Consider the following 18,772-nt stretch of genomic DNA (forward strand, 5'->3'; position numbering starts at 1 on the left):
GATTGCGCACACCCGCTGAAATCTTGTCGCATCCGCTGCCTTCGCGGTATTTCCTGAATGCACGGAAGCGCACCCGGCGATAGGAGGCCGTATGCAATTAAAAGCCTATGTCCATCTCTATACAGGCCACGGCAAGGGGAAAACGACCGCCGCGCTGGGGCTCGCGCTCCGCGCAGCCGGACATGGCATGCGGAGCATCGTCATACAGTTCATGAAGGGTCAGCATTACGGCGAGCTCGACGCGGTCAAAAAACTCGACGGACTCATCACCATCGAGCAGCACGGAAGCGCGGCGTTCTGCCGCCCCGACGACGGGAGCATCGAGGAGCATCACCGTCACGCACGCGAGGCCATTGAACGCGCGCGTGAGGTCCTGTACGGAGGCGCATACCCTGTCGTTATCCTCGACGAGGTCGTCACCGCGCACCTGTTCAAGCTTGTCAGCCTGGACGAGATTCTGGGGCTCCTGAAAGGCAGGCCCGCCGGAGTGGAACTTATACTCACCGGGCGCGGCGCGCCGAAGGAACTCATCGACGCGTGCGACCTGGTAACGGAGATGAAGGAAGTGAAGCACTACTACGGCGCCGGCGTTGACGCGCGCGAGGGAATAGAGTACTGAGGGCGGTTTACGCGGCCGCCGCTGCGCCCGAACGCAACGGAGCGGTTATTGGACCCGCACGCGTCCGTTTTCGGAGTATCGGAGAAAATACGCCCGGGTGAGGCCGACGCATTGCCCGCTTCAGCCGGTCCGGAAGAAAGCCCGTAGAAAAAGCCCCCGATGGGAAACCATCGGGGGCTTCTGTCATGCTATGAGAGAATCGACTACTTCTTCTGTACGGCCTGCGCCGAAGTGACGAGAGAATCCACCACCGAAGGATCCGCCAGTGTGGAGATGTCGCCGTAATTCTTCCGGTCCCAGTCACTCGCCGCGATCCTTTTCAGGATACGCCTCATGATCTTGCCCGAACGGGTTTTCGGAAGCGCGTCGGCCCACTGGATTACGTCGGGAGTCGCGATGGGTCCGATCTCCTTGCGAACCTGGGCGATGAGCTCCTTCTTGAGCTCCTCGGTCTTCTCAACACCCGTGTTCAGCGTAACGAAGGCGTAGATCGACTGTCCCTTGATCTCGTGAGGGTAGCCGACAACCGCCGACTCGGCCACCTTGGGATGCGAAACCAGCGCCGACTCGACCTCGGCCGTTCCCATACGGTGTCCGGAAACGTTGATAACATCGTCGACGCGGCCGGTGATCTGGTAGTAGCCGTCCTTGTCCCTGCGGCAGCCGTCGCCGGTGAAGTACTTGCCGGGAAACTGCGCAAAGTAGGTGTTGAAGAAGCGCTCTTTCTTGTCGTCGCCGTAGACGCCGCGCATCTGGCCGGGCCATGAGTGGTCGATGCAGAGGTTGCCCTCGCACACGCCCTCGAAGGGCTTTCCGCCGTCGTCGACGATTGACGGCTTAACTCCGAAAAAGGGAACTGTCGCCATGGCGGGCTTGATGTCGATGGCGCCGGGAAGCGGGGTGATGAGGATGCCGCCGGTTTCGGTCTGCCACCATGTGTCGACGATCGGGCACTGGCCGCGGCCGATCTTGTTATAGTACCAGTTCCACGCCTCGGGGTTCAGGGGCTCTCCCACCGAGCCGAGCAGGCGCAGGGAGGAGACGTCGTGCTTGTCTACCCAGGAGTCGCCCTCCTTGGCGATCGCGCGGATGGCGGTGGGGGCGGTGTAGAAGATGTTGACCTTGTACTTCTCGACGACCGCCCAGAACCGTCCGAAGTCCGGATAGCTCGGCACGCCCTCGAACATGATGGTGGTCGCGCCGTTGGCGAGCGGGCCGTACACGATATAGGAGTGTCCGGTCACCCAGCCGATGTCGGCGGTGCACCAGTAGATGTCGCCGTCGTGGTAGTCGAAGATCATCTTGTGGGTATAGGCGACCTGGGTGAGATAGCCGCCGGTGGTGTGCATAACGCCCTTGGGCTTGCCGGTTGAACCGGAGGTGTAAAGAATGAAGAGCGGCGCCTCGGCGTCCATCTCCTCCGCCGGGCAGTTGGCGTCGACGGACGCCATTTCGGCCTCGTACCACTTGTCGATCTTGTCGTCCCACTTAACCTGAACCTTGTCGCCCACGCGCTTTATGACGATATGCAGGCGCACACCGGGACACTGAGCTATCGCCGCGTCGGCGTTGTCCTTCTGTGGAACGGCCTTCGCGCCGCGGAAGGTACCGTCGCAGGAAACCACGACCTTGCTGTCGCAGTCGATGACGCGGTCGCGCAGGGCCTCGGCGGAGAAGCCGCCGAACACCACCGAGTGGATCGCGCCGATGCGCGTGCAGGCAAGAATACCGATCGCGAGTTCAGGAATCATCGGAAGGTAGAAGGTCACGCGGTCGCCCATCTTGACGCCGTTCTTCTTGAGAACGTTCGCGAACTTACATACTTCCGTGTGGAGTTCCTTGTAGGTGAGCTTCCTGCTTTCGCCGGGATCGTTACCTTCCCAGATAATGGCGACCTGGCCGCCCCTCTTTTCGAGGTGCCGGTCGAGACAGTTGTAGGACACGTTGACCTTGGCGCCGGTGAACCACGCGATCTTGAGCTCCTCGGGGGTCTTGCCGTAATTGCAGTCCATAACCTTGTCCCATTTCTTGAACCAGGTGATGTACTCCTCAGCGATCTTAGCCCAGAAGGCGTTGGGATCGGCGACGGACTCCTTCCAGATTTTCTCGTAGTCCGCGCGGCTCTTGATATACGCCTTCTCTCTGAATTTTTCCGGTACCGGATAAATCTCCTTAAGAGTAACTTCAGCCATCTAATACCTCCGAATTTTTTGGTTGCCGGTGATTTATTTACAGCCTCGCACCGCCCCCGCCGCGGACGGTGGGCAAATAAACCCCTCACCAGGAACATTATTAGTTATTTTTACAGGGTGAGGCGGGTTCCCTCGCACGGATATTCCCGCTTTTTTCACCCCGAAAACGTGCGTTAGCCGTTATTCGTTTAGCCGCTTGTCGAGATACGAGGCGATCATGCCGTCGTATTCCGATGTACTTTTATAGACCTTGACAGCCAGCCTGAAGTTGGTAGCACGCGACACCGCGCCGTCATTTTTTCTCATGTCTTCCAGGACCGCGCCATAGTCGGCCGGGTCGACGACCACCGTAACGCTCTCGAAATTCTTGGCCGCCGAGCGAAGCATTGCCGGGCCGCCTATGTCAATGTTTTCGATCGCGTCCTCCAGAGTGCATCCCGGTTTGGAGATTGCCTGCCGGAACGGATAGAGATTAACCACCACCATATCGATGGGCTCAATCCCGTGGGCCTTCATGGTGGCCACATGCTCCGGGTTTGAGCGCAGACCCAAAAGCCCGCCATGAACCTTCGGATGCAGGGTCTTTACCCTGCCGTCCAGCATCTCCGGGAACCCCGTATGCTCGGACACGTCCCTGACCTCAAGCCCGGCGTCCCTTAATATCCTGGCGGTTCCCCCGGTCGAGAGAAACTCGACTCCGTAACCCGCAAGCTCCCGGGCGAACTCAATGGCACCCGTTTTATCTGAAAGACTTATTAAAGCCCGATTTATCCCCGCCATGCGATCTTGGCCGTTAAATTTGTATATTTAAATATTTATAAAATCTTACGCCACCATTGAATAATTTTTAATACATATTATTCAATATTTGTATCCATTGAAACGGCTGTCGGTAAAATGACAAGCATTTTTTAAACGACCTCCGCGGCCCCCAATGAAAAAATTAACCCGCATATGCTCACTATTCGCAACAAAGTGCATAGCTCATATTCATGGAATGGGGCACGCGAACCATGCATCCATGCCCCTTCACAATACGGCCTGCCGATGACCATCAAATCCATACCATGTTTACCATGCATACCGTTTGTACTATAACTCTAAACGAACGTCTTATCATTTAAAGACCCCCGCGTAGACCTTCGGCGAAACCCGTCTTTGAGGCCTCAACAACGAACTCGTTTTAAGAACGCCCCCCCGGCGCGATATTTAAAAAATTGTGCCAACCAATGTTGACGATTGACCGGAATGCAGCTATATTGACTGTGTTGTATATTTGTACTATAAATGTATAAAAGTTCAAAATACGGGCCATGAAACAGATAAAGCGCCGGAACATTCTCGCCGCGGCGGAAAAGCTCTTTGAACGCTTCGGCCCCGGGAAAACCGGGGTCCACGAAATCGCCGCGGCCGCAGGCGTCGCCAGGGGGACGCTGTACAATTATTTCGGCAGCAAGGAAGGGATCGTCCGGGAACTCATTTCGGATAAAATCGACGTCTTTGAGAAAGCCTTAAAGGGCACCCTCGGGGAAATGAGCGATCCCCTGGAAAAACTGAAGTCCGCGGCCCTGGAGCGATTTCGCTTCCTGCATCGCACCCCCTATATCGCCGCCATCATTCTCGATGAAGAGGGCGACGCCACCTCCCGCGAGCTTGTGAGCTCATTCGAGGACCGGCAGAGGGGCATCGTCGCACGAATCATGGATGAAGCGCGCCGGCGGGGAAAAATACACAGAGCCGACATCGAAAGCGTCACGGACGGGGTCATATATCTTTTAAAGGGCCTCGAAATCTCCCTTAAAACCCGGCTCGACACCGCCCGGCTCGAGGACGTTGAGGCCGAAATCGCCCGACTCATAACATTCTTTTTTTCCGGCGCCGGAAAGCGTCAACTATAGGCCAGGAAAATCACCATGTATCTTTCAGCGGAACGTCTGTTTTTACTGTTTTACGTTTTCTCGTTTTCAGGATGGATAATCGAATCCGTCTACCGTTCGCTCAACCGTAAGCGCTTCGTCAATCCTGGATTTCTCTTCGGTCCGCATCTCCCGCTCTACGGAACGGGCGCGATCATCCTTATCCTATTATACCCGGCCATAAGGGAACTGCATCCCGCGCTGAGGGGCTTGTCGTATATGGTCGCTCTCACGCTGGTCGAATACGTCGCCGGGTTGCTGCTGCTGCACGCATTCAATCGTCGATGCTGGGACTACCGCGACGATCCATTAAACCATCAGGGTCTTATCTGCCCCGGATTCTCCCTGTGCTGGGTCATCCTCGCGTTCGTTTTCGAAAAGACGCTTTACCCGCTCGCACTCCGGTTGGCGCAGAGTATCGATCAGTCCATCCTCCCGGGGCTTAATGCTCTCTTCCTGACGGTGATGGCGATTGATTTCTTTTTCGCCTCGGGACTGGCCGGCCGTGCGCGCCTGTACGCGGGTCGGCTGCCGAATTTCACGCCGCGCCTTGCCCTTCCCCGGTATCTGCCGGCAGCGGCAACCTGTGTCGGCCGGGCGAATTCGCGGATCGCGTCGTGGATGGCGGAGCGATACCTTGAATACGCCCCGCCAAAACACGCGGTGCGTTCGAGGGCGCTGAAGGCGAGAGCCGCCCTTGTGGAAAAAATCAGGCTTGACAGCATTCGCCTCAGGCAAACGATGATCGGGCTTTCCGGCGGAAGACTTGTTCCGGAAATAATGGGCCTGATAAAAAGGTTAAAATGACGACACGCAAATGGTCGACCATCCAAAACCATCCCGCGATCGCATTGGTGCTCGAAAGCGAGGAATTCAAGCGGCTCGGCGCCTATACGCACCACGGTTCGGTCACGCGGATGGAACACTGCCTGCAGGTGGCGCGCCTCACCTACTTCATGGCGCGCGGCCGGGGCCTCGACGCCGTATCCGCCGCGCGCGGGGCGCTTCTGCACGATTTTTTCTTCTATGACTGGCGGACCGACGGGCCGCGGCTCCACGGCTTCCGGCATCCGGCGATCGCGCGCCGGAACGCACGAACGCGGTTCCCGCTCAACGCGATCGAGGAAGACGCCATCCTCCGCCACATGTGGCCCCTCACCCCCCTCCCGCCGCGCTATGCCGAATCCGCGCTGGTATGCGTGGCCGACAAGCTGGTCGCCCTCCACGATTTCTCCAGGGCCCTGCGCGCCATGCGTCAGCGGTTTGGCTTCGGCCGTCAGCGCCCATTCAAGCGCACACGACGGGCCCGTACCTTCGCGTGGGCGAAACGCCTCGGCGCCTCCATACAGGCGTCCGCGGGAAGGGAAAGTGATTGACCTTCGGCCTTCCCCGCCGGCATAGTTGCCGGATGATTGCGGGCCGTCCCGCCCTCATTCGCGTACAGAACAACACCATGGAATCCGAATCCTTTAACTCCACCGAGCGCAGGCTTATCGGGGGGATAAGCCTCGTGATGGGCATCCGGATGCTCGGCATTTCGATGATCATACCGGTATTTTCAATCTTCGCAACCGAGCTCCCGGGCTCGACCGGTGCGCTCGCGGGACTTGCAGTCGGAATCTTCGGCATCATCCAGATCATTTTACAGGTACCGATCGGCAAGCTCAGCGACCACTGGGGCCGCAAACAGGTGACGCTGGCCGGGCTCGTCATCTATTTTATTGGATCGGTCCTTTCAGGGCTCTCGCAGAACGTCTATCATCTGATCGCTGCGCGCGTGCTTTCCGGGGCGGGCGCCATCCAGGGCGTCACCATGGCGTGGCTCAGCGACGGCATCAGCATCCGGCGCCGCAACACGGCCCTCTCGTACGTGGGCATCGCCATGGGCCTTGCAGTCATCTTTGGCTTTACGCTGAGTCCCATTATCGCGGCGAAGATCAACATCCCCGTGCTCTTCTTCACCTGCGCGGGACTCATCCTGGTCACCATCCTCTACACCGTCTTCTTCATGGACAACCACACCATCATCGACGAGGGGCTTCCGATCATCAAAACCGAGAGGATCACCGAGTTGATGAAAAACGCCGACCTCAACCGGCTGAACATCATCGGCTTTGTCGGGAACCTCAACATCAACGCGGTCTTTTTCGTGATGCCGCTGATCTTCAAGAGGGAGATGGGCATGGAGGCCATGTGGAAGATATTCATCCCCGTCTCGCTCGTCGGTACGGCGCTCATGTTCGTGTTCGGCCGTGCGGCCGACAGGCGCGGCAGCGCGGCAATAATCAACGTGGGCCTGGGCTTCGAGTTCGCCGGAATACTAATGGCGGTTTTTTTTAGCGGGCTTGCGGCCAGCATCGTCTCGTTTTTTCTCTTCTACGCGGGGCACTGCATCCTCTCGCCGGTGCTTCCCGCGGCGGCCTCGCGCTATCCCAATGCGCAGCTCAAGGGAACGGTGCTTTCCATTTTCAATTCATCGCAGTTTCTGGGTTCGGGCATCGGGGGGCTGTTAAGCGGGTTGATACTCGAGATGGACTACCGGCACGTATTCGTGGCGGCGGCGGCCTTTACGATCGCGGCCTTTATCGCGATCGCGGGATACCGCGATTTCGAGCGCGGCGTTCGCGGAGAGAGACCGGCCATGGGACCTCTGTCGCGATAACCCGGCGGGAAGCTATAGCGACAGTACAAGCCGGCGCTTCGCGCTCTTCGCCCCGTTGCCGCCGGGCTTTCCGGACTTTTTGTCCATGAGCGCGAAGATGCTCTTCCAGTTGTCGCGCACCAGCATGTACCGGGGAAGCTCGAAGGGGTTCGCGTTTCTCTCAAGCGGCACCTTCAGCGTCCCCCAGTTGATGGCGAAGGCGTACCTGTATCCGGCCGCTCGTATCTCGCGAATGGCGCGATCCGATTTTTCCCCCGAAGGGTAGGCGAAAGCGATGACGGGCCTTCCAATCTTTTCCTCCAAAACGCGCTTCGATTTATGGATCTCGTCCATAAAGTAGCGCCTGTTTTCCGCATACAGCCTATCGTTGACATGCAGATGGAAAAAACCATGCGCCGCGATCTCGCAGCCGTCGGACGCGAGTGCGCGCAGTTCGTCCCATGAGAGCGCGTATTTTCTCCGGCCGATGATGTTCGGATAGATTGCCAGCAGCGGCTTTATCCCCATGGGGCCGAGCACCTCGCGGTAGGCCCGGTACACGCTTTTGTTTCCGTCGTCGATGCATACAAGCACGTTCCGACTTCCCGACACGGCGCCCCGCTCCATGGCGGCGAGCGTCACGAAGTTGTAGCCCCGGCCCTTCAATTGTTCCATATGGTTTCGGAGCTCATCCACGCTGAAATCGGTGGAAACGCGCTCCTTGCCAAGAAAGGTGTGGTAGATGATGACATGAACCGAAGCCTCATTCATCGGCGCGGCGCCGAGGAGGGATACCGAAAAAACAATCAAGGGGGGCAAAAGAAGTCGCCGTGAATTGATGGATTTGCCGTTCATTCCGCCAGTCTCCGCAGGTATGCTCTGTTTCGGCATCTATGCGGCGGCAGCGCCGGTTTCGCAAGATTTATTCTGTCGATGCGAAAAAATTTACATTACGCCCGGTGTTTGCTCGCCATTTCAAAGCGGCTTTTGCCCGGGCAGACTTTTCCGCAAGGACGCCGGTCAATCCGTCAGCGAATCCAGATTCGCATGGAGCAAGGGGCTGCAATCCCCGGTTCTGTGGAAGCGCCAGGCCGCCGGGTTTCTCCGTTGTCCCCCTTCGGGGCGTATGATGGGCCGGCCGGATGGTATCCGGCGTCCCCTTATTTGTCTTGATCTGACGCCGCCGACGCCTATACTGACATAAAAATCATCGGAGTACTCCCGTGAAAAAACGCCTCTTCGTCATCGACGGACATGCGCTCTGTTACAGGGCGTATTTCGCCTTCATAAAGAATCCGCTCACCAACTCGAAGGGGCAGAATACATCGGCCATCTTCGGGTTCGCGCGCATGCTCTTCAAGCTGGTCGCCGACCAGAAACCCGATTACCTGGTGGTGGCCTTCGATCCGCCGAAAAAGTCGTTCCGCTTCGCGCTCTACCCCGAATACAAGGCCAACAGAGAAAAAATGCCCGACGACCTGCGCTCGCAGATCGAGGAGATAAAGCTGATGGTCGGGACCCTCGGCATTCGAAGAATAGAGGAGGCCGACTACGAGGCCGACGATGTACTGGGCACGATCGCCCGCGCACACGCCTCGAGCGGTCTCGAGGTGGTCCTTGTCACCGGCGACAAGGACGCCTACCAGCTCGTCGACGACAACACGTCGATATACGCGAACAAAAAAGGAATAACCGAATTCGAAACCTACGACGCGGAGGCGGTGCGCGGGAAGCTCGGCATAAGCCCGTCGCAGGTGGTCGACTACATGGCGCTGGTTGGCGACGCATCGGACAATATTCCGGGCGTGCGCGGCATCGGCGAAAAGACCGCGCTGAAGCTCATTCAGGAGCACGGGAGCCTGGACAACGTCTACGCAAACCTCGGAAGCATCAAGGGCAAGCTACGCCAGACCCTCGAGGCAAACAGGGAGATGGCATACCTCTGCCGCGATCTGGTGACCATCCGCACCGGCCTTTCAATCGCCTTCAACATAGAAGAGGCCCGCACCCCCGACTTCCACAGCATAGCGGCGCGCGCCTTCTTCCGCTCGCACGAGATGGAATCGATCGCCCGCGATCTCACGTCGGACGATACGGCCTCCGGCGCGCCGGGGACCCCGGCGGCCGCCCGCGAAGACCGCGATTATCGCATCGTCAGAAGCGCCGCGGAGCTCGCAGAGGCCATCGCACAGATACGCAAGGCGGGAGCGGTCGCGGTCGATACCGAAACCACCTCGGTGAACCCGGTCGCCGCCGGGCTCGTCGGCATATCGCTTTCGGTGCGCGAGAACGCCGGATGGTACATCCCGGTGCAGAACCTGTCGCTCTTCAGCGAGGAGTGCATCGACCGGTCCGAGGCCCTTGCGCTCCTTAAGCCCGTGCTCGAAGACCCGTCGATACGCAAGATCGGCCAGAACATCAAGTACGACATCATCATATTCCGGAATGCCGGCATCGATATCCAGGGCGTGTACTTCGACACCATGATCGCCTCGTACCTGCTCGACCCGTCCGAGCGGCGCCACAATATGGACGACATGGCGATGAAGTTCCTCAACTATAAAACCACGACCTTCAAGGAACTGGTGAGCAAGGGGAAGGACACGCTCTCGATCACCGAAGTGCCGCTGCGGGAGCTCGCCGACTACGCGGTGGAGGATGCCGACATCACGCTGCGGCTGTACCGCATCCTCTCCACCGGCCTGGCCGGGGAAGGCCTCGATCGGCTCTTCCACGACGTCGAGATGCCGCTGGCGGGCGTGCTCGCGCGCATGGAGCTCTCCGGCGTGAAGATCGACCTCCAACACTTCAAGGCGCTTTCGAAGGAGAACCAGCGCCTGCTCGATGAGACCGAGGAGCGTATCCACAAAGCGGCCGGGGCGCGCTTCAACATCAACTCCACGCGCGAGCTTGCCGGCGTACTTTTCGATAAACTGGGACTCAAACCCGTCAAGAAGACCAAGACGGGCTTTTCGACCGACATCCAGGTGCTCGAGACGCTGCAGGGGTCGCACCCGGTCGTCGACGATCTGATCGCCTACCGCACCTTCGCCAAACTCAAGAGCACCTACATCGACAGCCTGCCCGGGCTCGTGCTTCCCTCCACGGGCAGGATCCACACCTCGTTCAACCAGACCGTGGTCGCAACCGGACGGCTCTCGTCGTCCGACCCCAATCTGCAGAATATCCCGGTACGCGACGAATTCGGGAAGAAGATCCGCCGTGGATTCGTTCCCGACACGGGGATGATCCTTCTCTCCGCCGATTATTCGCAGATCGAGCTGCGCCTGGCCGCCCATCTCTCGGGTGACGAACAGATGACCGAGGCCTTTAAAAATGGCATAGACATCCACTCGCTTACGGCCTCGTCGGTCTTCAGGGTTGCCATGGACGCAATCACGCCCGACATGCGCAGGCAGGCGAAGGTTATCAACTTCGCCACGATCTACGGCGTTTCACCCTACGGGCTCTCGCAGCAGGCCGGCATCTCGGTGCGCGACGCGGCCGAGTTTATCAACCGCTACTTCGCCACCTACCCCGGTTTCAGGCGGTACATCGACGAAACGATCGCCTTCGCGCGCGAAAAGGGCTACGTCCTGACCATTCTGGGCAGAAGGAGGCCGATACCGGAAATCAATTCGTCGGCGCAGTTCAGGCGCGAGGGCGCGGAGCGTATCGCCATCAACACGCCGATACAGGGAACGGCCGCCGACCTGGTCAAAATCGCGATGATCGACGTCCAGCGCGAAATCGACGAAAAGAGCTACGGGGGCAGGATGATCCTTCAGGTGCACGACGAGCTGGTCTTCGAGGTCCCGCTGGACGAGAAGGAGCGTTTCGGCGCGATGGTCCGCGCGAAAATGGAAGGCGCGCTTAAACTCAGTGTGCCCATTGTCGTGGACATGGGATGGGGCACCGACTGGGGCGAGGCGCACTGACCGGTCAGGCGGCCACGGGATGGGGCGGAAAAACAGGTATCACCATACGGGATTTCCATCAAAGCACGGGAGCGGACCAATGAAAAAATTTCTCGCCGTCTTCATTTCACTTTTCGTGTTTACCTCAACGACCTACGCAGCCAATACCGTGGTTGTTATGAAAACCTCAATGGGCGAGATAGCCATCGAGCTTTTCGACGGCCGCTCGCCGGTGACGGTGAAGAATTTTCTTCGGTATGTCGACGAGGGCTTTTACAACGGCACGATTTTCCACCGGGTCATCGGCAACTTCATGGTGCAGGGGGGCGGCATGGCGGCAGGCCTTCAACAGAAGAGGACCAATGCGCCCATAGCGAACGAGGCGGCTAACCGCATTCCCAACGCACGGGGCACCCTCGCCATGGCCCGCACCATGGACCCCCACAGCGCCACGGCCCAGTTCTTCATCAACGTGGTTGACAATCCTTTCCTTAACTTTCGGGAAGCGGGCGACCGGGGCTACGGCTACTGCGTCTTCGGACGTGTGATCGCCGGCATGGAGGTTGTGGATAAAATCAGGGCGGTCAAAACCACGAGCATCGGCCCTTACAACGATGTGCCGGTGAAGGACATTGTGATCCTTTCGATCGGGCGGAAAGAAAAAGGGCCGGCGGAGGCAAGGCGCATCGAGTAAGAGAGGGGCCTACCCGCGACGCCTGACCATCCAGGCCCCGGCAACGTCGAGATGGATCGCGATGAACGCCGAGGCGTACAGCGTAATGGCGAGGCCGAGCACAATGGAAAGCGGCATCTCGAAATTCCGTCCGAACGAGTTCCGGAGCAGCGCGAACGAATCGCTGAACGAAACGAGGACGATACCTCCCACGATCGCCAGACCGCCGCCAAGCCAGTTGTACAGCGGCACGTTGCGCCCGTACGACTCCATGCGCCCGATCTCGGCCATCACCGCGTCGCTGACGTCGATGTCCGGAACGGGTAGCGGACCGCGTCTGAGCGCCCCCACCGCAAAGCGGAGACCTTCGGCCTCCGCGCGGCAGCGAGCGCACCGGCGAAGGTGGAGCCGCAGCCGCGCCGGATACCGTGCCCCGTCGTCGTGCTCTATGATCCGCCGTAATGCGTCGTCACATTTCATGGTACTCCTCCGCCGCCGATCCCCTCAGCGCGTCGCGCAGCATCAGCTTCGCCCTGAAGACATGAGACTTTATGGTGTTCACCGGAAAACCGGTGATGTCGCGTATCTCGCCGTACGACAGTCCGAGAAAAAAATAAAAATCTATGCAAATCCTGTACTTCTCCGGAAGCGCGGCGATCGCGTCCGAGAGCGCCCCGGACACCTCGGCCCTCCGGGACAGCGTCTCCGGACCCGGATATGCGCTTGTAAGATTCTCGCTCTCGATACCGGCGACGTCACGCGCGCCCTTCTTCACGTTGATCGCGTGGTTGCAGGCTATCCGTAAAAGCCACGAACCGAAGCGCGACTCGCCGCGAAAGCTTCCCAGCCCGGCGTACGCCTTCACCAGAACCTCCTGGGTAAAATCGCCCGCGTCGTCCTCGTTGCGAAAAAAGCGCATGCCCGTAAAGAAGACCCGCCGCTGGTGCCGCTTCACGAGTTCCCGGAAAAGGTCCGTTTCCCCCCGCAGCACCAGCGCGACGATCCGCTCATCGGTGAGTGTCTCAGTCTCCTTCCCGCTCATCCGTCGTTACATTCCTGCTTACGATAAAAAAGGCGAGGAGGCTCGCGCCGATGCCCAGCGGGATGAGACCGGAGAGCACGCTGTAGGCAAGCCCCTCCTTGAGCAGGAAAAAGAGCGTGAGGCTCGCGCCGATGCCGATGAGCACCAGCCCCAGGAGCAGGCTGAAAAGTTTGAGGTCGAAATACCGCCGTGCGTACAATCCCTTCTCGATCATGAGTATGCGCTGTTTATGACTCCACAGAAGGTAGAAAAATATGACAACGCTTCCCATCACGATGCCCACTATCGGAATGATCGAGACGATGATGTTGACCGCCACCGATGGTACGTTCTGCATGCCTGCCTCCTCGAGTATCCGCCGTTACAATGCCCGCGGCGCCTCGGCCGTTGCGCACAGCCTGCACCGGCAATCCGGCCCTGTCAAAACAATTCTCAGCGCCCGTCCGCGCGACGCGCAGGATTCCCGGCGGCGGTATCCGCTTTCCGATCGTACCGGGCAAGCATCCTGTCCGCGTATTTCCTCGCCCCCGCGCTGAGTTTCCCGTACCTCGCGGCGATATCCGCACCGATCATCCGCTTCCATCCCGCGATCTGTTCCAGCACGGCGCCGGCGGGGACCGTCTCCCCGGCCGGGCCCCCGGCCTCCTCCAGACAGCGGGCGAACTCGCCCGCGGCGAGTATCTCCGCCGTTATGGTAAGAAAATGATGTCCCTCGATCGCCATGCCGACGGTCTGCGGGAACCGGGAAGGATTGATAAAGATTGATTTGACGAGAAAGCGCACGTACTCGAACCCGTACCACGAAAAGCCCTGACGAAAGAGCGAGGCGAAAAGTGCGCGCGCCTCCAGAATCGAAAGCAGACGGTTTTTGCCGCGGTAGCTGGTCTTCTTCACGTTGACCTTCTTCTTCGCGGGGTAGCGCCTGAGCAGCTCCAGACAACGGTCAAAGTACGTGCGCGGGCTGTAGATCTCCCCTATCACGCGGCGGTAACCATCCTCGAGCGCGCGGCGGGGGAGCTTCGGGATAAAATTCATCTCCGCGTCGTGGGTGTTGTTGCCGGTCGAAAGCCCGAGAAGCCTCCCCTCGGCCTCCAGTCTCCGATAGAGCCGCGTATTGGGAAGCGCCATGAGCAGTCCCACCATCGCTGTCGGTATCGCCGAATCCCGTATAAACCGTATCTGCCGCTCGAAGATGTCCTCCGGATCGCTGTCGAAGCCGATGATGAAGCCGCCGGTCACCTCTATTCCGCGCTCCTGGATCTTGCGCACGCTCTCGAGCATGTTCGTCTTTAAATTCTGGCTCTTTCCGGTAAGCGCGAGCGACTCCTCCACGGGAGTCTCGACACCGACGAAGGCCATCATGAAGCCGGCGTCGACCATGAGGTCCAGAAGCTCATCGTCCTCGGCGAGGTTTATGCTCGCCTCGGTGGAAAGGCTGAACGGATAGCCGCGCTCCTTCTGCCAGGGGATGATGGCGCGCAGAAGCTGTTTCACATTCCGCTTGTTGCCGATAAAATTGTCGTCCACGATGAAGAGCGGCCCGCGGAAGTCGGTCGCGTGGAGCGCCTCCATCTCCCCGAGGAACTGCTCCGGCGTCTTGGTGCGCGGCGTGCGTCCGAACATCTCGACAATGTCGCAGAACTCGCAGTTGAAGGGACAGCCGCGCGAATACTGGAGCGAGATCGTCGAATAATAATCGATATTTAAAAGATCGAATCGCGGAACCGGCGTCGAGGTGATGTCCGGCCTGGTCTCGTCGGAGTACACGCCGCGCGGCCCGCCGTTCTCGAAGTCCCCAAGAAACAGCGGAAGCGTGATCTCCGCTTCGTTGAGCACGAAGTGATCGACTCCTTCGATATCACCGTGCATCGCCGTCGGAAACGGTCCCCCGGCCACGACCGTCCGCCCGAGCCGGTTGCACCGCGCGACGACCTCTTCGAACGACGCACGCTGCACCAGCATCGCCGAGACGAAGACCATGTCGGCCCATTCGATCGCACCGTCGTCCAGTGTCTCCGCGTTCATATCGACAAGCCGGCACTCCCAGGAATCGGGAAGCATCGCCGCGATGGTGATCAGACCCAGCGGCGGCAGCACCGATTTCTTGCCGACGAACGACAAAGCGTACTTGAAACTCCAGTAGGTGGTCGGTATCTCAGGGTAGACAAGAAGCACCCGTTGTTTTCGCATCGCAAAACCCCCGTACGGATATTTGGATTATAAGACAGATATCCGTACCGACAGGGAAGAGGGGGAAAAGGTTGCGAAAAAATGAACGAGAGGCTAAATAGTCTCAGTGCAGGTGGTCGAAATAATTCCGCATGATGCTTTTAACCGCGTCGCGGCGTGAATTTTTGTCGAGGTACATGCTTTCATCGGCCTCCTTGAGGAGTTGTTCCATGCTCCTGGAGGCGTCATCCCTGAAGGCGGTTCCGATCGCGATTGAAAGCGGGAGTGCGGGCGTGCCCGAATTATATCGATTGATGGCGCTCTGCAACCTGGCGCGCAGCATGCCCACGCAATCGCCGCCGCGATCAGGCAGCACCACCGCGAACTCATCGCCGCCGACCCGCGCCACCACATCGCCCGTCCTGAATGCTCCGGCGATGGTGGCCGCGGCGAGCCGGATCAGCTCGTCTCCCCGGTCGTGCCCCAGCGTGTCGTTGATCGTCTTGAGCCCGTCAACATCGCACATGATCACCCCGACTTTCGGGTTGCGACCCCTGTCGATGCGCACCATCTCCTGTTCGAAGTACGTCCGGTTGTAGAGACCCGTCAGGGCGTCGTGCATGCTCATGTACTTAAGGCGCTCTTCGAACATCTTCCTTGCAGTGATGTCCTGCACCTGCACCAGGTACCCTCCGCGGGCGACGCCCTCGTGCATATCCAGCGGCGTGATGAGCGTATCTATGAAGATGGTTCCGCTTCTGGATGTGGGGTACAGTTTCTTCTCCCTGACCGTATCAAAAGAGAAAATAATTTCATTTCGCGCGCTCAATCCTTTTCGAAGACTTTCCTTCGCGCTATCTGGGATATTAGGGTCATCGAACAGTCGGAAGCCCTTCACCGCCTCGCTTCCGGAAACCCCGAATATATCCATGCACGCGCGATTGACATCCACGAGTGCGCCCGTAAGGTCGTAGAGCTCCAGGCCGATGGGTGATTCCTCGTAGATGAGACGGAATCTTTCCTCGGACAGGCGCAGCGCCTCTTCCATTCTTTTGCGCTCGGTAATGTCGAGGATGATACCGATAACACCGCCGATCGTACCGTCGCTTTTCCGGAAAGTCGCCTTGTTCATAATCACATCGTGTAATAAACCGTCGCCCGTTTTCACCAGGGACTCATACGCCCGGGTGCCGGGGTTCCCGATCAGTTCCATATCCTGATGATGATGCGTTTCGCCCACATCGGATGGCGCCAGATCAAAAACTGTTTTCCCCAGAATTTCGTCTTTGGATCTGCCAATGTATTTTTCAAAGTATTTGTTGCATCCCAAATATGCGCCCCCGGTGTCCTTGTAGAATACCGGCAATGGAATCGAATCCATAAGTATTTGCTGGAACCGGATCTGCTCCTGGATCATCTCCTCGGCCAATCGCTGGTCGGTGATATCGCGTGCGATGGCCTGATATCCTATGATGACGTCGTTCTCCAGGGCGGCGCGGGTGTTGATTCCCAGCCATACCGTATCCCCCTTTTTCGTGGTGATCGGCAACTCCATATAGGTGACGGGAATCTTCTCAAGGAATTGTTTTTTAAAAAACGCCAGCGCCCGGTCGAGATGGTCCGGATGGATCACAGTGGAAAAATGACGCCCCAGGAGCTCCGCCGTGTCGTATCCGGTAATACGCTCCGACCACCGGTTGAGAAAGGTGAAATGCCCGTAGATATCGGTTATGTAAATCAGGTCGGTGGCAAAGGTGACCAGATCGCGGTACTGCCGCTCGGTGGATGACAGTGTTTCCATGGCCATCCAGAGCTTCCGCTCCACCGCCTCCATATCCGCTACGCGTTTACGAAGGGCTTCGAGCTCCTGGCGGTCGGATGCTTTCAAGTCCTTTTTCATGGTTTAAAAAATGCACTGGATATGCGAAAATTGCAAGAATTCTAAAGGAATATCTTTTCGAAAAAAGATTCCATTTTTTTGGATAGGTTTTTTTAAGCAGGTAATCCCTCACTCTGTTGACGCATATGTCGATTTTTTTGAATTTAGGATTTTCAACGGTCAGGAATTTTATAAGTTTGTAGCAGTCAATAATCGCCCTGGCCTCGGGGTTGGTGACGAGCAGTGCATAATCCGAAAAAAGGATCTGCCGTAAAATGAGTTTTGTCAGTCCCGCTCCCGTATCGACAAGCAAGGTCACCTCGATGGGTGGATTGTGATCGTCTCCCCGAAGGTATTTAGGACCACTCCGTCGCTGGTGGTCGTTTTGATTTCACCAAGAAAGATCGTACCATCGTCCAAATAGATAATTTCCGCCCTCAGACGAACGGTGAATGAACATACGCGTAATTAACCAAAAAAATCCAAAATATGTAAATTTCAGGGGCGATTCGAATCGTCGCCTTCGCTTTATGTTCTTACCCCCTGCTCCACCGGCCCACGCAGCGGATCAGCTCGTCGGCATCGTCCTGGGAATCGCAGCGTGTCGTGATGAAGAGCCCCTTCGAGGAAACGCGGGAAAGTATCTTCTCGACCTCCTCCGGCCTGACGTCCATGAGGACCAGGCACTTCCCCTTTTTCTGGATTTTCTCGTAGAGCGGGAACCACGCGTCGTGGGCTAACGACGATTCCGGCACGCCCGTGTCGCCCGGCACCCACTGTATGCCGTCGATACGGTCGATGTCCAGGATGGAATCGACGAACTTGAGCGCGTCCGGGCCGTCGAGGTGATAGACGGCCCTGTCGAGCCTGGCGGCCTCCCTTTCGAGCGACGGCCTGACGTAATTGTCGAACATGCGCGGCGAAAGGTTGGCGCAGAAATCGCACTGCAGCGGATACCAGCGTCCCTCGAAATAGAGCGGTATCCACGCCGACATCCCGCCCGTCCATCCGGACATGATCGCGTACAGCTCGTCGAAACACCGGAACCATACCTCGTCTATTTCCCCGACAAGCCTCTCAACCTCCTCCGGGCAGTCGATCAGGTCGAAGATCAGTTCCTGCGCCCCGCGCAGCGAGACCGCGATGTCGAACGCGCCGCCCAGATCGGTCATGCCGACAAGGTGCCTGCCCGGCGCGCGTTCCGAATAATATCTCGTCATTCCAAGCGCCGCCTTCCATAATTCGTGGTCTTCAATAAGCCGCAATGGCCGCCGGCCCTCCCACTTTTGTATTGCCGGTTCGCGGCCAAACCAGACCGTTTCCGGACGAAGCGTGTAATCGGCGCCGATGAAGGCTGCGACGACCCCCGGTCCCATGTACGCCGATGTAATGGGGAGCGCCTCGCCGCCATGGTATCCGAGGCTGAACACGAAGTCGTATGCGCCGTAGGCGATTTCCGGGTCGGTCCATTGGCCGAACAGGTCATTCGCGACCCGCAGTTCAGCATTGGTCGCCAGCGGAATGGTTCTCGGCGCCGTAACCGAAATGCAGCAACGGTCCAGCATATCGCGCGCCCAGAAGGCCTCGAAACGTTTTTTTGCGGATTCCCAGTGATCTTTATATAACATTGTGCACCTCGCCGGTCTTGCATCCATCACGCACACCCCGCGCGGAAACGGAGGCGATATCGATGATTCGCGAATTGATGGAATGAAACCAACCCG

At 58.3% G+C, this 18,772-nt stretch carries 16 protein-coding genes and 1 pseudogene; 7 read left to right on the plus strand and 10 right to left on the minus strand.

The features are described 5' to 3' along the window. Window positions 1-91: 91 nt before the first annotated feature. Complete coding sequence (locus tag VLM75_12925; GenBank protein ID HSV97819.1) at window positions 92-619, plus strand: cob(I)yrinic acid a,c-diamide adenosyltransferase; 528 nt, start codon at window positions 92-94, stop codon at window positions 617-619. Between the two features lie 203 nt (window positions 620-822). On the opposite strand, the gene acs is transcribed toward VLM75_12925, so the two are convergent. Both acs and purH read right to left on the minus strand, forming a co-directional pair. Next, window positions 823-2,811, minus strand: coding sequence for an acetate--CoA ligase (gene acs / locus VLM75_12930; GenBank protein HSV97820.1), 1,989 nt, complete (start codon window positions 2,809-2,811; stop codon window positions 823-825). 201 nt (window positions 2,812-3,012) lie between these two features. Further along, window positions 3,013-3,591 (minus strand): annotated as a pseudogene (purH, locus tag VLM75_12935) (bifunctional phosphoribosylaminoimidazolecarboxamide formyltransferase/IMP cyclohydrolase). A 533-nt stretch (window positions 3,592-4,124) separates the two neighbouring features. Between purH and VLM75_12940 the strand changes: the two are divergent. From VLM75_12940 to VLM75_12955, 4 genes are all read left to right on the plus strand, one after another. Then, the gene (locus VLM75_12940) at window positions 4,125-4,709 is read left to right on the plus strand and encodes a TetR/AcrR family transcriptional regulator (protein HSV97821.1); all 585 of its coding nucleotides are present in this window, start codon (window positions 4,125-4,127) and stop codon (window positions 4,707-4,709) included. 15 nt (window positions 4,710-4,724) lie between these two features. Continuing rightward, on the plus strand, window positions 4,725-5,534 hold the full coding sequence (locus VLM75_12945) for a putative ABC transporter permease (GenBank protein ID HSV97822.1): 810 nt from the start codon (window positions 4,725-4,727) through the stop codon (window positions 5,532-5,534). Beyond that, window positions 5,531-6,103, plus strand: a complete 573-nt coding sequence (locus VLM75_12950) for an HD domain-containing protein (protein HSV97823.1) — start codon at window positions 5,531-5,533, stop codon at window positions 6,101-6,103. Before VLM75_12945 ends, VLM75_12950 begins: the two co-directional genes overlap by 4 nt. A 77-nt stretch (window positions 6,104-6,180) precedes the next feature. Beyond that, window positions 6,181-7,389, plus strand: coding sequence for an MFS transporter (locus VLM75_12955; GenBank protein HSV97824.1), 1,209 nt, complete (start codon window positions 6,181-6,183; stop codon window positions 7,387-7,389). A 12-nt stretch (window positions 7,390-7,401) separates the two neighbouring features. On the opposite strand, the gene VLM75_12960 is transcribed toward VLM75_12955, so the two are convergent. Beyond that, window positions 7,402-8,139 carry a polysaccharide deacetylase family protein gene (locus tag VLM75_12960; protein HSV97825.1) on the minus strand — a complete coding sequence of 246 codons (738 nt, stop codon included), beginning with the start codon at window positions 8,137-8,139 and terminating at the stop codon, window positions 7,402-7,404. Window positions 8,140-8,591: 452 nt separating this feature from the next. On the opposite strand from VLM75_12960, the gene polA reads away from it, so the two are divergent. Together polA and VLM75_12970 are read left to right on the plus strand one after the other, a co-directional pair. Then, window positions 8,592-11,306, plus strand: a complete 2,715-nt coding sequence (gene polA / locus VLM75_12965) for a DNA polymerase I (protein HSV97826.1) — start codon at window positions 8,592-8,594, stop codon at window positions 11,304-11,306. A 79-nt stretch (window positions 11,307-11,385) separates the two neighbouring features. Then, window positions 11,386-11,979, plus strand: a complete 594-nt coding sequence (locus VLM75_12970) for a peptidylprolyl isomerase (protein ID HSV97827.1) — start codon at window positions 11,386-11,388, stop codon at window positions 11,977-11,979. 9 nt (window positions 11,980-11,988) lie between these two features. Here the strand turns inward: VLM75_12970 and VLM75_12975 are convergent, their stop codons facing one another. The 7 genes from VLM75_12975 to VLM75_13005 all read right to left on the minus strand — a co-directional run bounded on the left by VLM75_12975 (window position 11,989) and on the right by VLM75_13005 (window position 18,676). Continuing rightward, a complete protein-coding gene (locus VLM75_12975) occupies window positions 11,989-12,438 on the minus strand; it encodes a hypothetical protein (GenBank protein HSV97828.1) in 450 nt (149 codons plus the stop codon). Continuing rightward, on the minus strand, window positions 12,428-13,000 hold the full coding sequence (locus VLM75_12980; protein HSV97829.1) for a sigma-70 family RNA polymerase sigma factor: 573 nt from the start codon (window positions 12,998-13,000) through the stop codon (window positions 12,428-12,430). Before VLM75_12980 ends, VLM75_12975 begins: the two co-directional genes overlap by 11 nt. Continuing rightward, complete coding sequence (locus VLM75_12985; GenBank protein ID HSV97830.1) at window positions 12,981-13,337, minus strand: DUF6249 domain-containing protein; 357 nt, start codon at window positions 13,335-13,337, stop codon at window positions 12,981-12,983. The genes VLM75_12980 and VLM75_12985 overlap by 20 nt, the downstream gene beginning before the upstream one ends. 95 nt (window positions 13,338-13,432) lie before the next feature. Further along, window positions 13,433-15,190: a B12-binding domain-containing radical SAM protein gene (locus tag VLM75_12990; GenBank protein HSV97831.1), complete on the minus strand. Its 1,758-nt coding sequence runs from the start codon at window positions 15,188-15,190 to the stop codon at window positions 13,433-13,435. 103 nt (window positions 15,191-15,293) lie between these two features. Next, window positions 15,294-17,057 carry a PAS domain S-box protein gene (locus VLM75_12995; GenBank protein ID HSV97832.1) on the minus strand — a complete coding sequence of 588 codons (1,764 nt, stop codon included), beginning with the start codon at window positions 17,055-17,057 and terminating at the stop codon, window positions 15,294-15,296. Further along, window positions 17,017-17,361 carry a hypothetical protein gene (locus tag VLM75_13000; GenBank protein HSV97833.1) on the minus strand — a complete coding sequence of 115 codons (345 nt, stop codon included), beginning with the start codon at window positions 17,359-17,361 and terminating at the stop codon, window positions 17,017-17,019. The genes VLM75_12995 and VLM75_13000 overlap by 41 nt, the downstream gene beginning before the upstream one ends. 223 nt (window positions 17,362-17,584) lie before the next feature. Further along, window positions 17,585-18,676 (minus strand): hypothetical protein, encoded by a 1,092-nt coding sequence (locus VLM75_13005; GenBank protein HSV97834.1) that lies wholly within the window; start codon window positions 18,674-18,676, stop codon window positions 17,585-17,587. Between the last annotated feature and the right edge of the window lie 96 nt (window positions 18,677-18,772).

The organism is Spirochaetota bacterium (assembly GCA_035477215.1).
In the GTDB taxonomy this organism is placed as follows: domain Bacteria; phylum Spirochaetota; class UBA4802; order UBA4802; family UBA5368; genus MVZN01.